Annotated in this window: 15 protein-coding genes and 1 pseudogene; 6 read left to right on the top strand and 10 right to left on the bottom strand. The window is 73.2% G+C overall.

The features are described 5' to 3' along the window. Nucleotides 1-3 precede the first annotated feature (3 nt). Nucleotides 4-495, bottom strand: a complete 492-nt coding sequence (locus ACSU6M_RS17605; RefSeq protein ID WP_437070694.1) for a pyridoxamine 5'-phosphate oxidase family protein — start codon at nucleotides 493-495, stop codon at nucleotides 4-6. Between the two features lie 36 nt (nucleotides 496-531). Next, nucleotides 532-1,959, bottom strand: a complete 1,428-nt coding sequence (locus tag ACSU6M_RS17600; protein WP_437075196.1) for an MFS transporter — start codon at nucleotides 1,957-1,959, stop codon at nucleotides 532-534. A gap of 144 nt (nucleotides 1,960-2,103) precedes the next feature. Here ACSU6M_RS17600 and ACSU6M_RS17595 point away from each other — a divergent pair, with 144 nt between their 5' ends. Continuing rightward, nucleotides 2,104-2,538 (top strand): winged helix-turn-helix transcriptional regulator, encoded by a 435-nt coding sequence (locus ACSU6M_RS17595; RefSeq protein WP_437070693.1) that lies wholly within the window; start codon nucleotides 2,104-2,106, stop codon nucleotides 2,536-2,538. A 137-nt stretch (nucleotides 2,539-2,675) separates the two neighbouring features. On the opposite strand, the gene ACSU6M_RS17590 is transcribed toward ACSU6M_RS17595, so the two are convergent. Then, nucleotides 2,676-3,218: a bacterial proteasome activator family protein gene (locus ACSU6M_RS17590; protein ID WP_437070692.1), complete on the bottom strand. Its 543-nt coding sequence runs from the start codon at nucleotides 3,216-3,218 to the stop codon at nucleotides 2,676-2,678. A 652-nt stretch (nucleotides 3,219-3,870) separates the two neighbouring features. Between ACSU6M_RS17590 and ACSU6M_RS17585 the strand changes: the two genes are divergently transcribed. Further along, on the top strand, nucleotides 3,871-4,203 hold the full coding sequence (locus ACSU6M_RS17585; RefSeq protein ID WP_437070690.1) for a hypothetical protein: 333 nt from the start codon (nucleotides 3,871-3,873) through the stop codon (nucleotides 4,201-4,203). A 145-nt stretch (nucleotides 4,204-4,348) separates the two neighbouring features. Here the strand turns inward: ACSU6M_RS17585 and ACSU6M_RS17580 are convergent, their stop codons facing one another. Continuing rightward, nucleotides 4,349-5,335 carry an NAD(P)H-quinone oxidoreductase gene (locus ACSU6M_RS17580; protein ID WP_437070688.1) on the bottom strand — a complete coding sequence of 329 codons (987 nt, stop codon included), beginning with the start codon at nucleotides 5,333-5,335 and terminating at the stop codon, nucleotides 4,349-4,351. Between the two features lie 248 nt (nucleotides 5,336-5,583). Between ACSU6M_RS17580 and ACSU6M_RS17575 the strand changes: the two genes are divergently transcribed. Then, nucleotides 5,584-6,660, top strand: a complete 1,077-nt coding sequence (locus ACSU6M_RS17575; RefSeq protein ID WP_437070686.1) for an ATP-binding cassette domain-containing protein — start codon at nucleotides 5,584-5,586, stop codon at nucleotides 6,658-6,660. Continuing rightward, entirely contained in the window at nucleotides 6,657-7,505 is an 849-nt protein-coding gene (locus ACSU6M_RS17570; protein WP_437070685.1) for an ABC transporter permease, read from the top strand. Before ACSU6M_RS17575 ends, ACSU6M_RS17570 begins: the two co-directional genes overlap by 4 nt. Nucleotides 7,506-7,551: 46 nt before the next feature. On the opposite strand, the pseudogene ACSU6M_RS17565 reads toward ACSU6M_RS17570, so the two are convergent. Continuing rightward, nucleotides 7,552-8,215: pseudogene (locus ACSU6M_RS17565) on the bottom strand (potassium channel family protein); the annotation flags it as partial. 207 nt (nucleotides 8,216-8,422) lie between these two features. Between ACSU6M_RS17565 and ACSU6M_RS17560 the strand changes: the two are divergent. Then, nucleotides 8,423-9,421, top strand: a complete 999-nt coding sequence (locus ACSU6M_RS17560) for a potassium channel family protein (protein WP_437075194.1) — start codon at nucleotides 8,423-8,425, stop codon at nucleotides 9,419-9,421. Nucleotides 9,422-9,430: 9 nt separating this feature from the next. Here ACSU6M_RS17560 and ACSU6M_RS17555 read toward each other — a convergent pair whose 3' ends face one another. The 5 genes from ACSU6M_RS17555 to pdhA form a co-directional block, all read right to left on the bottom strand. Beyond that, entirely contained in the window at nucleotides 9,431-10,774 is a 1,344-nt protein-coding gene (locus tag ACSU6M_RS17555) for a molybdopterin molybdotransferase MoeA (protein ID WP_437070684.1), read from the bottom strand. Next, on the bottom strand, nucleotides 10,771-11,682 hold the full coding sequence (locus ACSU6M_RS17550) for an NTP transferase domain-containing protein (RefSeq protein ID WP_437070682.1): 912 nt from the start codon (nucleotides 11,680-11,682) through the stop codon (nucleotides 10,771-10,773). Before ACSU6M_RS17550 ends, ACSU6M_RS17555 begins: the two co-directional genes overlap by 4 nt. Before the next feature lie 198 nt (nucleotides 11,683-11,880). Then, nucleotides 11,881-13,302: a dihydrolipoamide acetyltransferase family protein gene (locus tag ACSU6M_RS17545; RefSeq protein WP_437070680.1), complete on the bottom strand. Its 1,422-nt coding sequence runs from the start codon at nucleotides 13,300-13,302 to the stop codon at nucleotides 11,881-11,883. Further along, nucleotides 13,302-14,306 carry an alpha-ketoacid dehydrogenase subunit beta gene (locus ACSU6M_RS17540; protein WP_437070678.1) on the bottom strand — a complete coding sequence of 335 codons (1,005 nt, stop codon included), beginning with the start codon at nucleotides 14,304-14,306 and terminating at the stop codon, nucleotides 13,302-13,304. The genes ACSU6M_RS17545 and ACSU6M_RS17540 overlap by 1 nt, the downstream gene beginning before the upstream one ends. Then, a complete protein-coding gene (gene pdhA, locus ACSU6M_RS17535) occupies nucleotides 14,303-15,436 on the bottom strand; it encodes a pyruvate dehydrogenase (acetyl-transferring) E1 component subunit alpha (RefSeq protein WP_437070676.1) in 1,134 nt (377 codons plus the stop codon). Before pdhA ends, ACSU6M_RS17540 begins: the two co-directional genes overlap by 4 nt. 174 nt (nucleotides 15,437-15,610) lie before the next feature. Between pdhA and ACSU6M_RS17530 the strand changes: the two genes are divergently transcribed. After that, entirely contained in the window at nucleotides 15,611-16,111 is a 501-nt protein-coding gene (locus tag ACSU6M_RS17530) for an Lrp/AsnC family transcriptional regulator (protein ID WP_437070674.1), read from the top strand. Nucleotides 16,112-16,123: the final 12 nt, after the last annotated feature.

Raw genomic sequence — 16,123 nt, 5'->3', positions numbered from 1 at the left:
GCCTCAGTCCGGTGCGGTGTCGGTCCAGATCCGGCTGCTGAGGTCCGTGCCGCGCAGCACCTGCACCCGCCAGGGGTCGATGCGCAGCACGTGGTACTGCGGGTCCTCGGGGCCCAGGCGCCAGAAGGAGCGCGGGTTGTAGCCGACCCCGGCCGGGCTGCCCTTGGCGTACAGGTCCCAGGCGTACCGCTTGCTCTCCGGGTCGTCGGCCCAGCGCGTGACGCTGTCGACGAACACGGCGTTCTGCCTGGGGCTCCAGTACGCGTACGTGGTGTGCGGGTTGTGCGCCAGATGGGCCGTCTTGACCGGGGTCCGGTACACGGCCAGCCAGCCGACCGGCCGGCCGGCCACGACCTCCCAGACCGGCAGCAGGACCCGCGCCCGGGGCCGGGACTTCCGGTCGACGGTGACCATCGTGCAGTACACGATGTCCTGGATGTACGCCGTGAAGGTCGACTCGATGTCCGAGAAGGACCTCACTGTGACGGCTGCCATGTCGGCTCCTTGTCGGTGGGGAAGGGCTTCACGGGCTCAGCGGTCGGACTCGGCGGGCTGCAGGGCGGCCTCGTCGGCCGGTGCGGACCGCGCGGCCACCGTGCCCGGCCGGCCGCGCAGGCCGAACGCGCTGACCAGGGTGGCGAGCACGGCGGCGGCCAGGGGGACGAGGAGGGCGGCCCGGTGGCCGTCGAGCAGCGCCTGCGGGCCGGTGCCGTCGGTCGCGGCGGTGAGCACGGCGGTGGCCGTGGACAGCCCGAGGGCGGCGCCGAACTGGAACGACGTGTACAGCAGGCCGCCCGCGACGCCCTGTTCCTCCTCCTCGACGCCCTCGGTGGCGACGATGGTCAGCGGACCGTAGGCCAGGGCGAAGGCGAGGCCCAGGACGATCAGGCTCGGGAACATCGCCAGGTAGCTCCAGTCGAGCCCCAGCGGCAGCATCAGCGCGTAGGACAGCACCGCCAGCAGCAGACCGCCGAAGATGACCCGGGCGTTGCCGAACCGGTCGACCAGCTTCGGGGTGAGCGTCGGCGACAGGATCGCGTCGACACCGATCACGATCATGGCGAAGCTCGTCTCCAGCGTGGACCAGCCGCGCAGCTCCTGGAGGTAGAGGACGACGACGAACTGGAAGCCGAAGAACCCGGCGGCGAACAGCAGTCCGGAGACATTGGCCCGCACCAGGCTCCCGCTGCGGAACAGGCCGAGGCGCACCAGCGGCGCGGCCGACCGGCGTTCGATCAGCACGAAGGCGAGGAACATCACCGCGGCGGCCGCCGCGGTCAGCGCGGTCGCCGCCGCCGACGCATGGCTCGCCCGCTCGACGCAGAACACCAGCAGCACGATGCCCGCGGTCACACTGACCGCCCCCGCCACGTCCATACGCTGCCCCGCGCGGTCGGGCCCGGCCGACCGCGGGATGAACACCGTTCCGGCGAGCAGGATGAGGAAGGACAGGATCACGGGCGCGAAGAACACCCAGCGCCAGTCCGCGGAGGCCAGCAGACCGCCGACGACCAGACCGACGGAGAAGCCGCCGGCCGCGGTGCCCGAGTAGACGAGCAGCGCCTTGTTGCGGCGCGGCCCCTCCTCGAAGCCGGTGGTGATGATCGACAGACCGGCGGGGGTCATGAAGGCCGCCGCGACTCCGGTGACGAACCGGGCGACGATCAGCATCCAGCCCTCGCTGGCCAGCCCGCCCAGCCCGGAGAACAGCAGGAACACCGTCAGCCAGAACAGGAACATCCGGCGCCGCCCGAACAGGTCGGCCGCCCGGCCGCCGAGCAGCATGAAACCGCCGTAGCCGAGGACGTAGGCGCTCATCACCCACTGGAGGGTGCCGGTGGACAGCCCCAGGTCGGCGCGGATGGAGGGCAGGGCCACATTGAGCATCGCGACGTCGACGCCCTCCAGGAAGATCGCGCCGCACAGCACGAACAGCACGCCCCACTCGCGTCCTGTCATACGGGCGGTGCCGCTCGGCGGCGAGGAATGCGAAATGGACACGGAGAATCCCTTGGTGAGGAAGTGTCAGGAAGGAGAAGAGAGAAGGGCCGTGCGGCGGTTCCCTCTTGTAACCATGGAAATCGTGCGGCAGGCTCGACGACCATGGAAGAAGGCACTTTGAAGTCACCGAGTGACTGCGGGGGTACCGAGGACGAGTACGACGTCCTCCAGTGGGACACCCGGCAGGGCTGCGAGGTCCGCCAGATCCTGGACCGCGTGGCGGACAAGTGGTCGCTGCTGGTGATCGCGCTGCTGGACCGCCGCAGTCTGCGCTTCTCCGAGCTGCGCCGGCAGATCGAGGGGATCAGCCAGCGGATGCTGACCGTGACCCTCCGTCAGCTGGAGCGGGACGGGCTGGTCAAGCGGACGGTCCATCCCGTCGTACCGCCGCGGGTGGACTACGAGCTGACGCCGCTGGGGGTCACGCTGCACGACACCATTCGGAGTCTGGTGGTGTGGACCGAGGAGCACCAGAACGAGATCGCGGCGGCGCGGGCGGAGTACGACCGGCGGGCGGAGCGGGCCGAGGCGTCCTGACACCTTGCCGGGAAAGGGGTGAGCCGGGCTCGTCGGTACGAGCCCGGCTCGACGGGTGTGGGTCGGGGGTCGGCGGTACGGGTGTACGGCGGTACGGGTGTACGGCGGTACGGGGAAGGTGCGCCTTGCGCCGGGCCTTACAGGTACGGTCCGCCCGAGCGGCCGCCCGTGCGGTGGGGTTCGTCGCCCTCGTGGGCGACACCCGGCGGGAGGGCGCGGCGCATCTGCTCCAGCTGGGCCCGTGCCGCCATCTGCTGGGCGAACAGCGTGGTCTGGATGCCGTGGAAGAGGCCCTCCAGCCAGCCGACCAACTGGGCCTGCGCGATGCGCAGTTCCGCGTCGCTCGGGGTGGCGTCGTCCGTGAAGGGCAGCGACAGCCGTTCCAGCTCCTCGACCAGCTCCGGCGCCAGACCGTCCTCCAGCTCCTTCACCGAGCTGGCGTGGATCTCCTTGAGCCGGACCCGGCTCGCCTCGTCGAGGGGAGCCGCGCGCACCTCCTCCAGCAGCTGCTTGATCATGCTGCCGATCCGCATGACCTTGGCAGGCTGCTCCACCTGCTCGGTCACCGGAATCTCGCGGGAGTCCTCGTCCCCGTTGCCACCGCTGAGCGCCATGCCGTCCTGGCCCACGACCAGGATCTGCGGGTTCTCCGGTGACCTCTCGTTCCTCGGCATCTCCATGCCGCCATTCTCTCGCACCCCGACAGCTCATCATCGTGGTGCCCCCGGAGGGGGGTGATCCACCTTTTCCGGGGCGGGGGACCGGGTTTTCCGGGCGGGGGATCGCGTTCGGCGGACCGGCGCAGTCCGGAATGCCGGGAATGCGCGGTGATGTGAGGGTGGGGATGTGAGTCGTCGTGGGCTGTGCGTGGTCGTGGTCGTGGTGACGGGGCTCTTCGCGCCGGTGGGTGCGGGGGGCTCGGGCTCGGCGTGGGGGGCGGGGGCGGAGGTGGGGGTGGGCGTGCATGTGGGCTCGGGGGTGAGTACGGAGGCGAGGGTGGGGCCTTCTGCCTCGCCGGGGCGTCGCGAGGTGCCGTCCGGTTCGCCTTCTGTCGCGGGGTCCGGCCCGACGGTCGCCGGGCAGGGGGCCCGCCTTCCGGAGTCCCCCTCGGCGGGGGCCGGGCTCGGGGCGGACCGTCCGGGTGCCGCGTCCTCGGTCACCGCCTCCGCGGGACCCGCAGGGGGCTCCGGCCGCCCTGACGCCGGCGCCGACCGTCCCGGTCCCGCCGCCACGGGTGCCGCCCACGGGCCGGTCGCCGCCGAGCCGTCCTCCGCCGTCTCGGCCTCGGGTCGGGTGCCCGGCCGGGCCCCTGGTCCCACGGTCTCCGGTCAGGTGCCCTCCGGTCGGGCGGCCCCCGCCGCCGAGCCGACACGGGCCGGCAGCCGGGCCGGTGAGGGGAAGGAACGGCCGGGACGGCGACCGCAGGAGTCCGCGCCCGAGCCGGAGGGCGAGGAGGCCGTCGGAGAGGCGTCGGGGGAGCCCACGCCGGGCTCCCGTCCGACCGCCCCTTCCGCACATCCGCCCGCCGCGACACAACCCCTCGCACCGCAGGCCGCCCAGCCCGCCGAGCCCGTACTGGAGATCCTCACCCTGGGCAGCGGGCTGGTCCTCGTCGGGCTCGGCCTGGGGCTGGCGTTCGTGGGCCTGCGGCTGAGGCGGGAGTAGGGCCGCACGGGGGCTTGGGCCGTACGGGGGCTTGGGCCGTACGGGGACCAGGGCCGTAAGGGGACTTGGGCCGTACGGGGACTTGGGCCGTACGAAAAGCAGGGCCCTGCCGCCGGAGCAGGCGCCCGCTCCCCCGCGCCGGGCGCTAGGCGGTGTCCGTCACCAGCAGCACCTTGCCCACGTGGCCGCTGTCCTCCACGCGCCGGTGCGCGGCCGCCGCGTCGCTCAGGGGCAGCTCGCTGTCGACGACCGGCCGGACGCGTCCGGCGTCCAGCAGCGGCCAGACATGCTCGCGCACGGCGGCGACGATGGCCGCCTTCTCCTCCAGCGGGCGGGCGCGCAGCGAGGTCGCGGTGATGGCGGCGCGCTTGTTCAGGAGCCGGGCGATGTTCAGCTCACCCTTGACGCCGCCCTGCATGCCGATGATCGCCAGGCGCCCGTTGAGGGCGAGGGCGCGGATGTTGCGGTCCAGGTACTTGGCGCCCATGTTGTCGAGGATGACGTCGGCCCCGGCCCCGTCGGTGGCCTTGCCGACCTCCTCGACGAAGTCCTGCTCCCGGTAGTTGACCAGGATGTCGGCGCCCAGCTCGGCGCAGCGCCGCAGCTTCTCGGCGCTGCCCGCGGTGACGGCGACCCGGGCGCCGACGGCCTTGGCGAGCTGGACGGCCATCGTGCCGATACCGCTGGAGCCGCCGTGCACCAGCAGGGTCTCACCGGGACGCAGGTGGGCGATCATGAAGACGTTCGACCAGACCGTGCAGACGACCTCGGGCAGCGCGGCCGCCCGGACGAGGCCGACGCCCTCGGGCACGGGCAGCAGCTGGCCCGCCGGGACGACGACCTTCTCGGCGTAGCCGCCGCCCGAGAGCAGCGCGCACACCTCGTCGCCGACGGCCCAGCCGGACACCCCGGTGCCGAGGGCGGCGATCCGGCCGGAGCACTCCAGGCCGGGGTAGGGGGACGCGCCGGGCGGCGGGTCGTAGAAGCCCTGCCGCTGCAGGATGTCCGCCCGGTTCACGGCACTGGCCGCCACCTCCACCAGCACCTCGCCGGGGCCGGGCGCCGGATCTGCCACCTCGGCCCAGACCAGCGCCTCGGGTCCGCCGGGTTCGGGAATCGTGATCGCATACATGGACCGGACGCTACTGCCTCCGCTCCCGCGCACACGCCCCCTTCACCCACCGTTCGCCCGGTCCGGCCCACCCGCACCCACCCGGACCTCGCCGGACGTCACCGGACCTCACCGGACCTCCGCCGAAGGTCCCGTCCCTCTCCGCCCTTCGACCGGACCTGTCGGAAATCCCGGTGCGCGAGCGATGAATCTGCGCGACCGTGAAGGTCTCCCCATGCGTCACCCCTGTACGCGGAAGGACACCCACCATGAGCCAGCAGACCTCCGGCCTGGCCATCGAGACCGCGGGCCTGGTGAAGACGTTCGGTCAGACCAGGGCGGTCGACGGAGTCGACCTCGCGGTGCCGACCGGCACGGTCTACGGCGTCCTCGGCCCGAACGGCGCGGGCAAGACGACGACCGTGAAGATGCTCGCCACCCTGCTCCGCCCCGACGGCGGCCAGGCGCACGTCTTCGGCCACGACGTCGTCCACGAGGCCGACGAGGTACGCGGCCGGGTCAGCCTGACCGGCCAGTACGCCTCGGTGGACGAGGACCTCACCGGCACCGAGAACCTGGTCCTGCTCGGCCGGCTGCTGGGCCACGGCAAGAAGGCCGCGCGCGAGCGCTCCGCGCAGCTGCTGGAGGCGTTCGGGCTCACCGACGCCGCCGGCAAGCAGGTCAAGCACTACTCGGGCGGCATGCGGCGCCGTATCGACATCGCGGCGTCCATCCTCAACACCCCCGACCTGCTCTTCCTCGACGAGCCGACCACCGGCCTCGACCCGCGCAGCCGCAACCACGTGTGGGACATCGTGCGGGCCGTCGTCGCCCAGGGCACCACCGTGCTGCTGACCACGCAGTACCTCGACGAGGCCGATCAGCTGGCGTCCCGGATCGCGGTCATCGACCGCGGCAAGGTGATCGCGGAGGGCACCAAGGGCGAGCTGAAGGCATCGGTCGGCGCCGGTTCGGTGCATCTGCGGCTGCGCGACGCGGCCCAGCGGCCCGAGGCCGAGCGGGTGCTGCGGCTGACGCTGGACGCGGATGTGCAGCTGGAGCCCGACCCCGTCGCGCTCACCGCCCGGGTCGGCGCGGGGGCGGCGAACGGGCGCGGCGCGGCCGAACAGGCGGCCCGCGCGCTCGCCGAACTGGCCCGCGGCGGCATCACCGTCGACAACTTCTCCCTGGGCCAGCCCAGCCTCGACGAGGTCTTCCTCGCCCTGACCGGCCACGACACGCACGCGGGGGACACTCCCGGCCCCGACCGCCCGGACGCCGACCGCCCGCGCGGCTCCGGCGACTCCGACGGCTCCGACAACTCCGAAGGCGAGGCGGCGGCATGAGCACCGCGACCACCACCGAGAACAAGGAACTCGCCCCCGTCAGCGCCGAGTCGCTCGCCGCGCTGCTCGTGGCCAAGGAGCGGCCGCCCCGGCCCAGCGCCTGGTCGGCGTCGCTGACCTTCGGCTGGCGGGCGGTGCTGAAGATCAAGCACGTACCGGAGCAGCTCTTCGACGTCACCGCGTTCCCGATCATGATGGTGCTGATGTACACGTACCTGTTCGGCGGGGCGCTGGCCGGATCGCCGAAGGAGTACATCCAGTTCCTGCTGCCCGGCATCCTGGTGATGTCGGTCGTGATGATCACCATGTACACCGGCGTCTCGGTCAACACCGACATCGAGAAGGGCGTCTTCGACCGCTTCCGCTCGCTGCCCATCTGGCGGCCGTCGACGATGGTCGGCTACCTCCTCGGCGACGCCCTGCGCTACACCATCGCGTCCCTGGTGATGCTGGTCGTCGGCATGATCCTCGGCTACCGCCCGGACGGCGGGGTCGCGGGCGTGGTCGCCGGGGTGGCGCTGCTGATCGTCTTCTCGTTCGCGTTCTCGTGGATCTGGACGATGTTCGGGCTGATGCTGCGCTCCGAGAAGTCGGTGATGGGCGTCAGCATGATGGTGATCTTCCCGCTCACCTTCCTGTCCAACGTCTTCGTCGACCCGCGCACCATGCCCGGCTGGCTCCAGGCGTTCGTCAACAACAGCCCGATCACCCACCTCGCCTCGGCGGTGCGCGGGCTGATGGCGGGCGACTGGCCGACCGCCGAGATCGCCTGGTCCCTGGGCTGGGCGGGTCTGTTCGTGCTGGTCTTCGGCCCGATCACGATGCGGCTGTACAACCGCAAGTGATCCTCGGGGGCGGCGGCCGCAGGCGCGGCTCAGCCGCCCGTGGGGCTCACCGCGCGGCCGGCTCCCCGTTCCCGCGCACGATCGTCACGATCCGGTCCGTCGGCTCCAGCACGCCGATGGCCGGATCGTCGTACGCCAGCACCCGGTGCCCGCGTACGACGGTGACGACCAGGTCGGCCAGATCGCGCGGGCGGCGTCCCGACTCGGCCTTGGTGACCGGGCGCTCGACCATGTCGAGGCCGCTGCCCTGCCGCATCAGGTTCTCCATGACCAGACCGGCGGCCGGCGTGAGCACGGACAGCCCCAGCAGCCGTCCCGCCGCGCTCGCCCCGGTGACCACCTCGTCCGCGCCGGACTGCCGCAGCAGCGGGGCGTTCTCCTCCTCCCGGACCGCGGCCACGATCTTCGCGGTGGGGTTGAGCTGGCGGGCGGTCAGCACCACCAGCACGGCCGTGTCGTCCCGCTGGGTCGCGACGATGATCTTCCCCGCCCGCTGCACCTCGGCCTGGCGCAGCACATCACTGCGCGTGGCGTCGCCGACGACGGCCTCGAAGCCCTCCGCGGTCGCGGCCGCCCCCGCCTTGGCGCTGGGGTCGATCACCACCACCCGGTCCTTCTTCAGCCCCGCGCCACAGACGGTCCGCAGCGCCGACCGCCCCTTCGTACCGAATCCGATGACGACGGTGTGGTCACGCACGGCTCCTCCAGCGCTCAGGGTGGTTCCACAGGGCGGACCTACTGAACCATGGTCCGCGATCCCACCCACGACCATGGTGCCGACGACTTACGATCACGGCGTGGGACAGGCGAAGAAGCAGGACGAGAAATCCACGGTCGGAACCATGCTGCGGTACCTGTGGTACCGCCGCTCGCACCGGGAGGCGCGGGACGACGCCGAGGCGGGCCGTTCCGTCACGATGCCCACGGGCACCGTCCTGCATCCGCTCCAGCAGGTGATGCGGCGCCTGACCATGGCCCTCGGCGTCCTGGTCCTGACCACCGTGATCGTCTACGCCGACCACTCCGGCTACAACGACAACTCCGACGGCGCCGTCGACCTCCTCGACGCGGCCTACTACGCCACCGTCACCCTCTCCACCACGGGCTACGGCGACATCACCCCCGCCAGCGACGCGGCCCGGCTGGTGAACATCTTCGTCATCACACCGCTGCGGGTGATCTTCCTGATCATCCTGGTCGGCACCACCCTGGAGGCGCTCACCGAGCGCACCCGGCAGCAGGTGCGGGTCCACCGCTGGCGCAGCCGCACCCGTGACCACATCGTGGTCGTCGGCTACGGCACCAAGGGCTACCACGCGGTGCGCACCCTCATCGGGCAGGGCGTGTCCAAGGACCGGATCGTGGTGGTGGACGCCCAGCGCAAGGCGGTGACCGCGGCCGGCGACGACGGTCTGGTGGCGGTCATCGGTGACGCCACCCGCTCGGAGACGCTGCTGAAGGCCGAGGTCGCCACGGCCTCCCGTGTCATCGTCGCCCCGCAGCGCGACGACACGGCCGCCCTGGTCACCCTCACCATCCGGCAGCTCAACCGGCACGCCACCATCGTCGTCGCCGCCCGCGAGGACGAGAACGTGCCCCTGCTGCGGCAGTCCGGCGCCGACACCGTGGTGACCAGCTCCAGCTCCGCCGGCCGTCTGCTCGGTGTCTCCATGGTCAGCCCGGTCGTGGCGCGGACGCTGGAGGACATCATGACCCTGGGCGCCGGGCTCGACCTGGTCGAACGCCCGGTGACGGAGGCCGAGGCGGGCAAGGACCCGCGCGCCTGCGCCGACCTCGTCATGGCCGTCGTACGCGACCGCAAGGTCCTGGACTACGCCGACGAGCGGATCGGCATCCTGCGCCCGGGCGACCGGGTGGTCACGGTGCAGCGGGCGAACGAGGAGCCGGAGGAGTAGGGCGCTGTTTCACGTGAAACACACGCCGATTCCGGCGGTCGCCCACGGCAGGTCGAGCAGCTCCGCCTCCTGACCCTTGCGCACACCACCGGGCGGTACGACGGCCAGGGCGTCGGCCGCCGCGATGCCCCGCAGCATCGCCGGGCCGTTGTAGTGCAGCGGCACGGCGTGGTCGGCGCGCAGGGTGACCGGAACGAGCCGGGTGTCGTGGGGATGCCCCTGCACCGCGTCCCTCAGCGGCAGCGCGTACGGCTCCGGGGCGGGATGCGCGGCGAGCGTGCGCAGCAGCGGCTCGGCGAGGGTGAGCAGCCCGGACACGGCCGCGAGCGGATTGCCGGGCAACCCGACGAGGTGCTGGTTCTCCTTGGTGCGGGCCAGCAGCATGGGATGGCCGGGGCGCACCTGGACGCCGTTCACCAGCAGCTCCGCGCCGATGCGGCGGAGCGTGGGGTGGACGTGGTCGACGGGGCCCGCCGCGGTGCCGCCGGTGGTCACCACGAGGTCGGCGTCGCTGTCGGAGACGGCCCGGTACAGGGCCTCCGCGTCGTCGCCGAGCCTGCGCACGGCCACGATCTCGGCGCCGAGCGCCCGCAGCCAGGGCGGCAGCATGGGTCCGAGGGCGTCCCGGATCAGTCCGTCGTGCGGCAGTCCCGCGGTGAGCAGTTCGTCGCCCAGGACGAGCACCTCGGCGCGGGGGCGCGGAACCACGGTGAGGGTGTCGTAGCCGGCGGCCGCGGCCAGGCCCAGCACGGCGGGGGTCACCAGGGTTCCGACGGGCAGGAGCTGGTCGCCGCTGCGGCACTCCTGGCCGCGCGGGCGGATGTCCTGGCCGTGCGCCAGGTCGCGGAGCAGGTGCAGGCGTCCCTTGTCGTCCGTGCGGCCGTGCTCGCTGCGCAGCACGGCGGTGGTGTCCGGGGGGATCCGGGCGCCGGTGGCGATCCGCACCGCCTCTCCGTCCTCCAGGCGGACGGCCGCACCGTGTCCGGCGAGCACGCCCTCGTCCCGCACGCTCCAGGGGCCGGGTCCGGCGACCGCCCAGCCGTCCATGGCGGAGGTGTCGAAGGAGGGCAGGTCGGTGAGGGCGGTGAGCGGCGCGGCCAGGGTCAGACCGAGGGCGTCGTCCAGCGGTACGGGGGCGGGGGCGCGGCGGGCGCCCCGGCGGGCGGCGCGGGCGGCGGTCGCGCGGGCCTCGGGCCAGGCCGTGCCCCGGTGCCGGGCCTCCGGCGGGAGCGGGCCGCCGCCCGCGGAGGGCTGCGGTACGGCGGGTTCGGTGCCGTGCGTCCGGTTCACCAGGGCGAGGGCCTCCTCGACGTCGAGGTCGTCGGCGTCCTGTCCCAGGCCGGGGGCGGTCATCCGGCGTCCGGGCGGGTGTCGGGGGTGGCGTCGGGGGCCACGTCGGGCTCACTGGCCGCGGTGTCCTCCTGGGCCCAGCGCTGGGCCAGGGCCGCGGCCTTGCGGGATGCCTCGGCGACCGCCTCGGGGCCGCCTCCGGCGCGGGCGGCGGCGTAACCGACCAGGAAGGTGGTCAGAGGCGCCGCGGGGCGGGCCACGCCGTGCGCGGCGTCCCGGGCCAGGTCGAGGAGGGTACCGGTGTCGACGTCCAGGTCGATGCCCAGCTCGTCCTTGACTGCGGTGATCCATTCATCCAACACGTGCTCATGCTCCCTGATGCGGGCCCTGGCGGTGGCGATGTCGTCCCAGGTGTCGCAGTCGAACGCCGCGACGGGGTCGGTGAGGCGGGTGAGACCGAGTCCGGCGGTCAGCCGGCGCAGCGGCAGCCCGCTGAGCGAGCCGTTGGCTGCGGTCAGCGCGGCCAGTCCGCTCCGCAGGGCGGCACTGCGGTAGGCGGCGACGAGCGGCTGGTCGCGGCCGTCCGCGTCGGCGAGCAGTACCCCGTCGCCGCCGCCCGCGCGCAGCCCGGCCAGCAGCCGGTCGACGGTGTCCTCGCGCAGGAACGGCAGATCGGCGGAGAGGACGACGACATGGGGTGCCGTGGTGTGCCGAAGCCCGGCGTCCAGCGCGGCGAGCGGTCCGCCGCCCGGCGGCTCCTCCCGTGCCCAGCGCACGGACCGGGACGTGGGCCGCGGGTCGGCGACGACCACGGTCGTGCGGGCCTCGGCGCAGGCACCGAGCACCCGGTCGAGCAGCGCCCGCCCACCCACGCGCACACCGGGCTTGTCGGCACCGCCGAGCCGGCGCGCGGCACCACCGGCGAGCACGACGGCGTCGTACGCGGGCTCCCCAGACGCGTTCTCGGTCACCCCCTGAGTATGCGGTCGCACCCCGGCCTGCAAAAACGCCGACCGAGGGATGGAACGGCACCGGCGGTGACAGCGGCCGACGGGCGGATCGGGCACGGTCCGCCGGGACCGGACGGCGGCTGGGCCGGGTTCCGTCCGGTGGGGCGGAACGGCGCGGGGGACGCCCCCGCGCCGTTCTCGGCGATCCCGCGGCGCTGCTCAGAGCGTGCGCAGCAGCACCGCCGGCTGTTCGACGCAGTCGGCGACGTAGCGCAGGAAGCCGCCCGCCGTGCCGCCGTCGCAGACGCGGTGGTCGAAGGTGAGCGACAGCTGCACGACCTGCCGCACCGCCAGCTCGCCCTCGTGCACCCATGGCTTGGGAACGATGCGGCCGACGCCGAGCATGGCGGCCTCGGGGTGGTTGATGATCGGCGTGGAGCCGTCGACCCCGAACACCCCGTAGTTGTTCAACGTGAAGGTGCCGCCGGTCAGCTCCGCGGGCGTGAGCGTCCCGGCGCGGGCGGCCTCGGTGAGCCGCGCGAACTCCGCGGTCAGCCCCTCGGCGTCCCGTGCGTGGGCGTCGCGCACGACCGGCACGACCAGTCCGCGCTCGGTCTGCGCCGCGAAGCCGAGGTGGACATGGTCCAGCCGGACGATCTCGCGGGCCTCCAGGTCCACGGTGGAGTTCAGCTCGGGGAACCGCGCGAGCGCGGCCGTGCAGATCCGGGCCAGCAGGGCGAGCAGCGAGATCTTCGGCCCGCCGGCCGCGTTCATCGCGGTGCGGGCCCGCATGAGTTCCGTCGCGTCGGCGTCGACCCAGCAGGTGGCGTCCGGTATCTCCCGCCGGCTGCGCGACAGCTTGTCGGCGACGGCTCCGCGCACGCCCTTGAGGGGGACGCGGACCTCGCCGTGCGCGGCGGCGGAGGAGCGGACCGGGGCGGTGGGCGCCGCGGGGGCCGTCGGCTGGGCGGTGCGGTCCTTGGCCGCGGCCGCGCGCAGCGCGTCCTCCACGTCGGCCCGCATGATCAGCCCCTCGGGGCCGGAGCCGTGCAACTCCCGCAGGTCCAGGCCGTGCTCACGGGCCAGCCTGCGTACGAGGGGCGAGATCACCGGCACCGGCCCCTCGGGCACCTCCCGGACGGGCTCGGTGGCCTGCGGCGCGGTGGCCGTGGCCGTCGGCGACGCCGAGCCGTTGGCTTGGGCGGGCCGCGCCGCGCGTGCCCTGCGGCGGGCGGGCGCCTCGGAGGTGCCGTAGCCCACGAGCACGTTCCCCGAGCCCGCACCGGCCGAACCCTCGTCCGCACCGCGCCCGGACGCCGCGGCGGAACCCCCGGCACCCTGCTCGCCCGGCGCCCCGGCCGCACCGCCGGAGACGTCCGCGCCTTCGGAGGCGTCCGCGCCGACGGCGACCGTCAGCAGCGGTGCCCCCACCGGCAGTTCGGTGCCCTCCTCGCCGAAGCGGGCGGTGACCACGCCGCCGTAGGGGCAGGGCACCTCGACCATCGCCTTGGCCGTCTCGACCTCCACGACCGGCTGGTCGACGGTGACGACGTCACCGACCTGCACCAGCCAGCGGACGATCTCCGCCTCGGTGAGCCCCTCCCCGAGGTCGGGGAGCTTGAACTCCAGCACCTGCGCCATCAGCTCTCGGCCTCCCATTGCAGACGCGCCACGGCGTCCAGGATCCGGTCGACGCCGGGCAGGTGGTGCTTCTCCAGCATCGGCGGCGGATAGGGGATGTCGAACCCGGCCACGCGCAGCACCGGCGCCTCCAGGTGGTGGAAGCAGCGCTCCGTGACGCGGGCCGCGATCTCCCCGCCCGGTCCGCCGAACCCGCTCGACTCGTGGACGACGACCGCCCGTCCGGTCCGGCGCACCGAGGCGCAGACCGTCTCGTCGTCGAACGGCACCAGGGAGCGCAGGTCGACGACTTCGAGGTCCCACCCCTCGGCCTGTGCCGCCTCGGCGGCTTGCAGGCACACGGGCACGGACGGACCGTACGTGATGAGTGTGGCGCTCCGGCCGGTGCGCCGCACCACCGCGCGGCCTATCGGCTCAACGCTCGGCGGCTCCTCCGGGTTCCAGGAGTCCTTGGACCAGTACAGCCGCTTGGGCTCCAGGAAGACGACCGGGTCGTCGGAGGCGATCGAGGCGCGCAGCAGGCCGTAGGCGTCGGCGACGGTGGCGGGCGTGACGACATGGAGCCCCGGAGTCGCCATGTAGTACGCCTCGGAGGAGTCGCTGTGGTGCTCGACGCCGCCGATGCCGCCGCCGTAGGGGACGCGGATGGTGATGGGCAGGGGCATCGTGCCGCGGGTGCGGTTGCGCATCTTCGCGACGTGCGACAGCAGCTGCTCGAACGCCGGGTAGGCGAAGGCGTCGAACTGCATCTCCACGACCGGGCGCAGGCCGTACATGGCCATGCCGACGGCCGTGCCGAGAATGCCGGCCTCGGCGAGCGGGGTGTCGGTGCAGCGGTCCTCGCCGAACTCCTTGGCGAGTCCGTCGGTGACGCGGAAGACGCCGCCGAGGGTGCCGACGTCCTCGCCCATGACGTGCACGGCCGGGTCGGCGGCCATGGCGTCGCGCATCGCGCGCGTGAGGGCCTGCGCCATGGTGGCGGGCTTCACGGCGACGGTGGTCATGACTGCGTACCTTCCTCGGCGTCGAACTCGGCCTGCAACTGCGCCTGCTGCTCCCGCAGTTGCGGGGTGGGCTCGGCGTAGACGTGGGCGAAGAGGTCCATGGGGTCGAGCGCCGGGTCCTGGTTCATCCGCTCGCGCAGGGCGGCGGCCATGGTCTCGGCGTCCTCGCGGGCGGCGTCGATGCCGTCCTGGTCGAGCAGTCCGCGCCCGGTCAGCTCCCGCTCCAGCAGCAGGATCGGGTCGTGGTCGCGCCATGCCTCGACCTCGGAGTCGCCGCGGTAGCGGGTGGCGTCGTCGGCGTTGGTGTGGGCGTCGATGCGGTAGGTCACGGCCTCGATGAGGGTGGGGCCGCCGCCCGCGCGCGCGTGGCGCACGGCGTCGGTCAGCACCTCGTGCACCGCGGCGGCGTCGTTGCCGTCGACCAGGCGGCCGGGCATGCCGTACCCGACGGCCTTGTGGGCCAGGGAGGGCGCCGCGGTCTGCTTGGCGAGCGGGACGGAGATGGCGAAGCCGTTGTTCTGGACGAGGAAGACCACCGGGGCCTGCCAGACGGCCGCGAAGTTCAGTGCCTCGTGGAAGTCGCCCTCGCTGGTGCCGCCGTCGCCGACCATGGCGAGCGCGACGACGTCGTCGCCCTTGAGGCGGGCGGCGCGCGCGAGGCCGACGGCGTGCGGCAGCTGGGTGGCCAGCGGGGTGCACAGCGGGGCCACGCGGTGCTCGTGCGGGTCGTACCCGGTGTGCCAGTCACCGCGCAGCAGGGTGAGCGCCTCGACCGGGTCGACGCCACGGGCGACGGCGGCGAGGGTGTCGCGGTAGCTGGGGAAGAGCCAGTCGCGGTCCTCCAGGGCGAGCGCGGCGGCGACCTCGCATGCCTCCTGGCCGGTGCTGGAGGGGTAGACCGCCAGGCGGCCCTGCTTGGTCAGGGCGGTGGCCTGCGCGTTGTACCGGCGGCCGCGCACCAGCTCGGCGTACAGCCGGCGCAGCAGGTCCGGGTCGGCCTTGGCGGCCGCCTCGGTGCCGAGGACGCGGTAGGGCTCCGGGTCGGGCAGCAGCGGCGCGGGGTCGGTACGGGGCTGCCAGGCGGGCGGCGGCGATGGCCGATACGCGCCACGCTGCTCCATGACCGTCATGACGGCACCTCCTCGTGGGAGCGGCTTCACAGGCGCAGCGTCTGTGATGCGCCTCACCTACCGATTGTTCGGTCGTCGGCACATTTTGGCTACGGGTGCCCTCAGGCTGTGGACAAACGGTTCTCCACAGCCTCTGATGGACGCAGTACGTCCATGGTAGGGAGGCGGGGGGACATGGCATCTGAACAAATGGCCGACGGACCGGACGCCGGGCCCCCGCCGCAGCCGCCGCGGCCGCTGGACGCCATCGATCAGGACATCCTGCGGATGCTCCAGTCGGACGGGCGGGCCTCCATCCGTTCCGTGGCGGAACGGGTGCATGTCTCGCGGGCCAACGCCTACGCCCGTATCAACCGTCTCGTGGAGGACGGCGTGATCCGCGGGTTCGGCGCCCGCGTCAACCACGAGCGCGCGGGCCAGGGAACCTCGGCGTACATCACCCTGAAGATCGTCCAGAACTCCTGGCGCACCGTGCGCGAGCAGCTGCGCCGTCTTCCCGGCGCCGCCCACATCTCCCTGGTCGGCGGCGATTTCGACGTCCTGCTGCTGGTGCATGTGACCGACAACCGCGCGCTGCGCGAACTGGTCCTCACCCGGCTCCAGGCCATCCCGGAGGTGCTGAGCAGCCGCACGCTGCTGGTCTTCGAGGAGGAGGACCTCGAACCGCAGGGCTGACACCGGTCCCAA

It is taken from the genome of Streptomyces sp. enrichment culture, from assembly GCF_964272895.1.
Lineage (GTDB): Bacteria > Actinomycetota > Actinomycetes > Streptomycetales > Streptomycetaceae > Streptomyces.
This window is presented reverse-complemented; position numbering and strand designations above follow the sequence as displayed.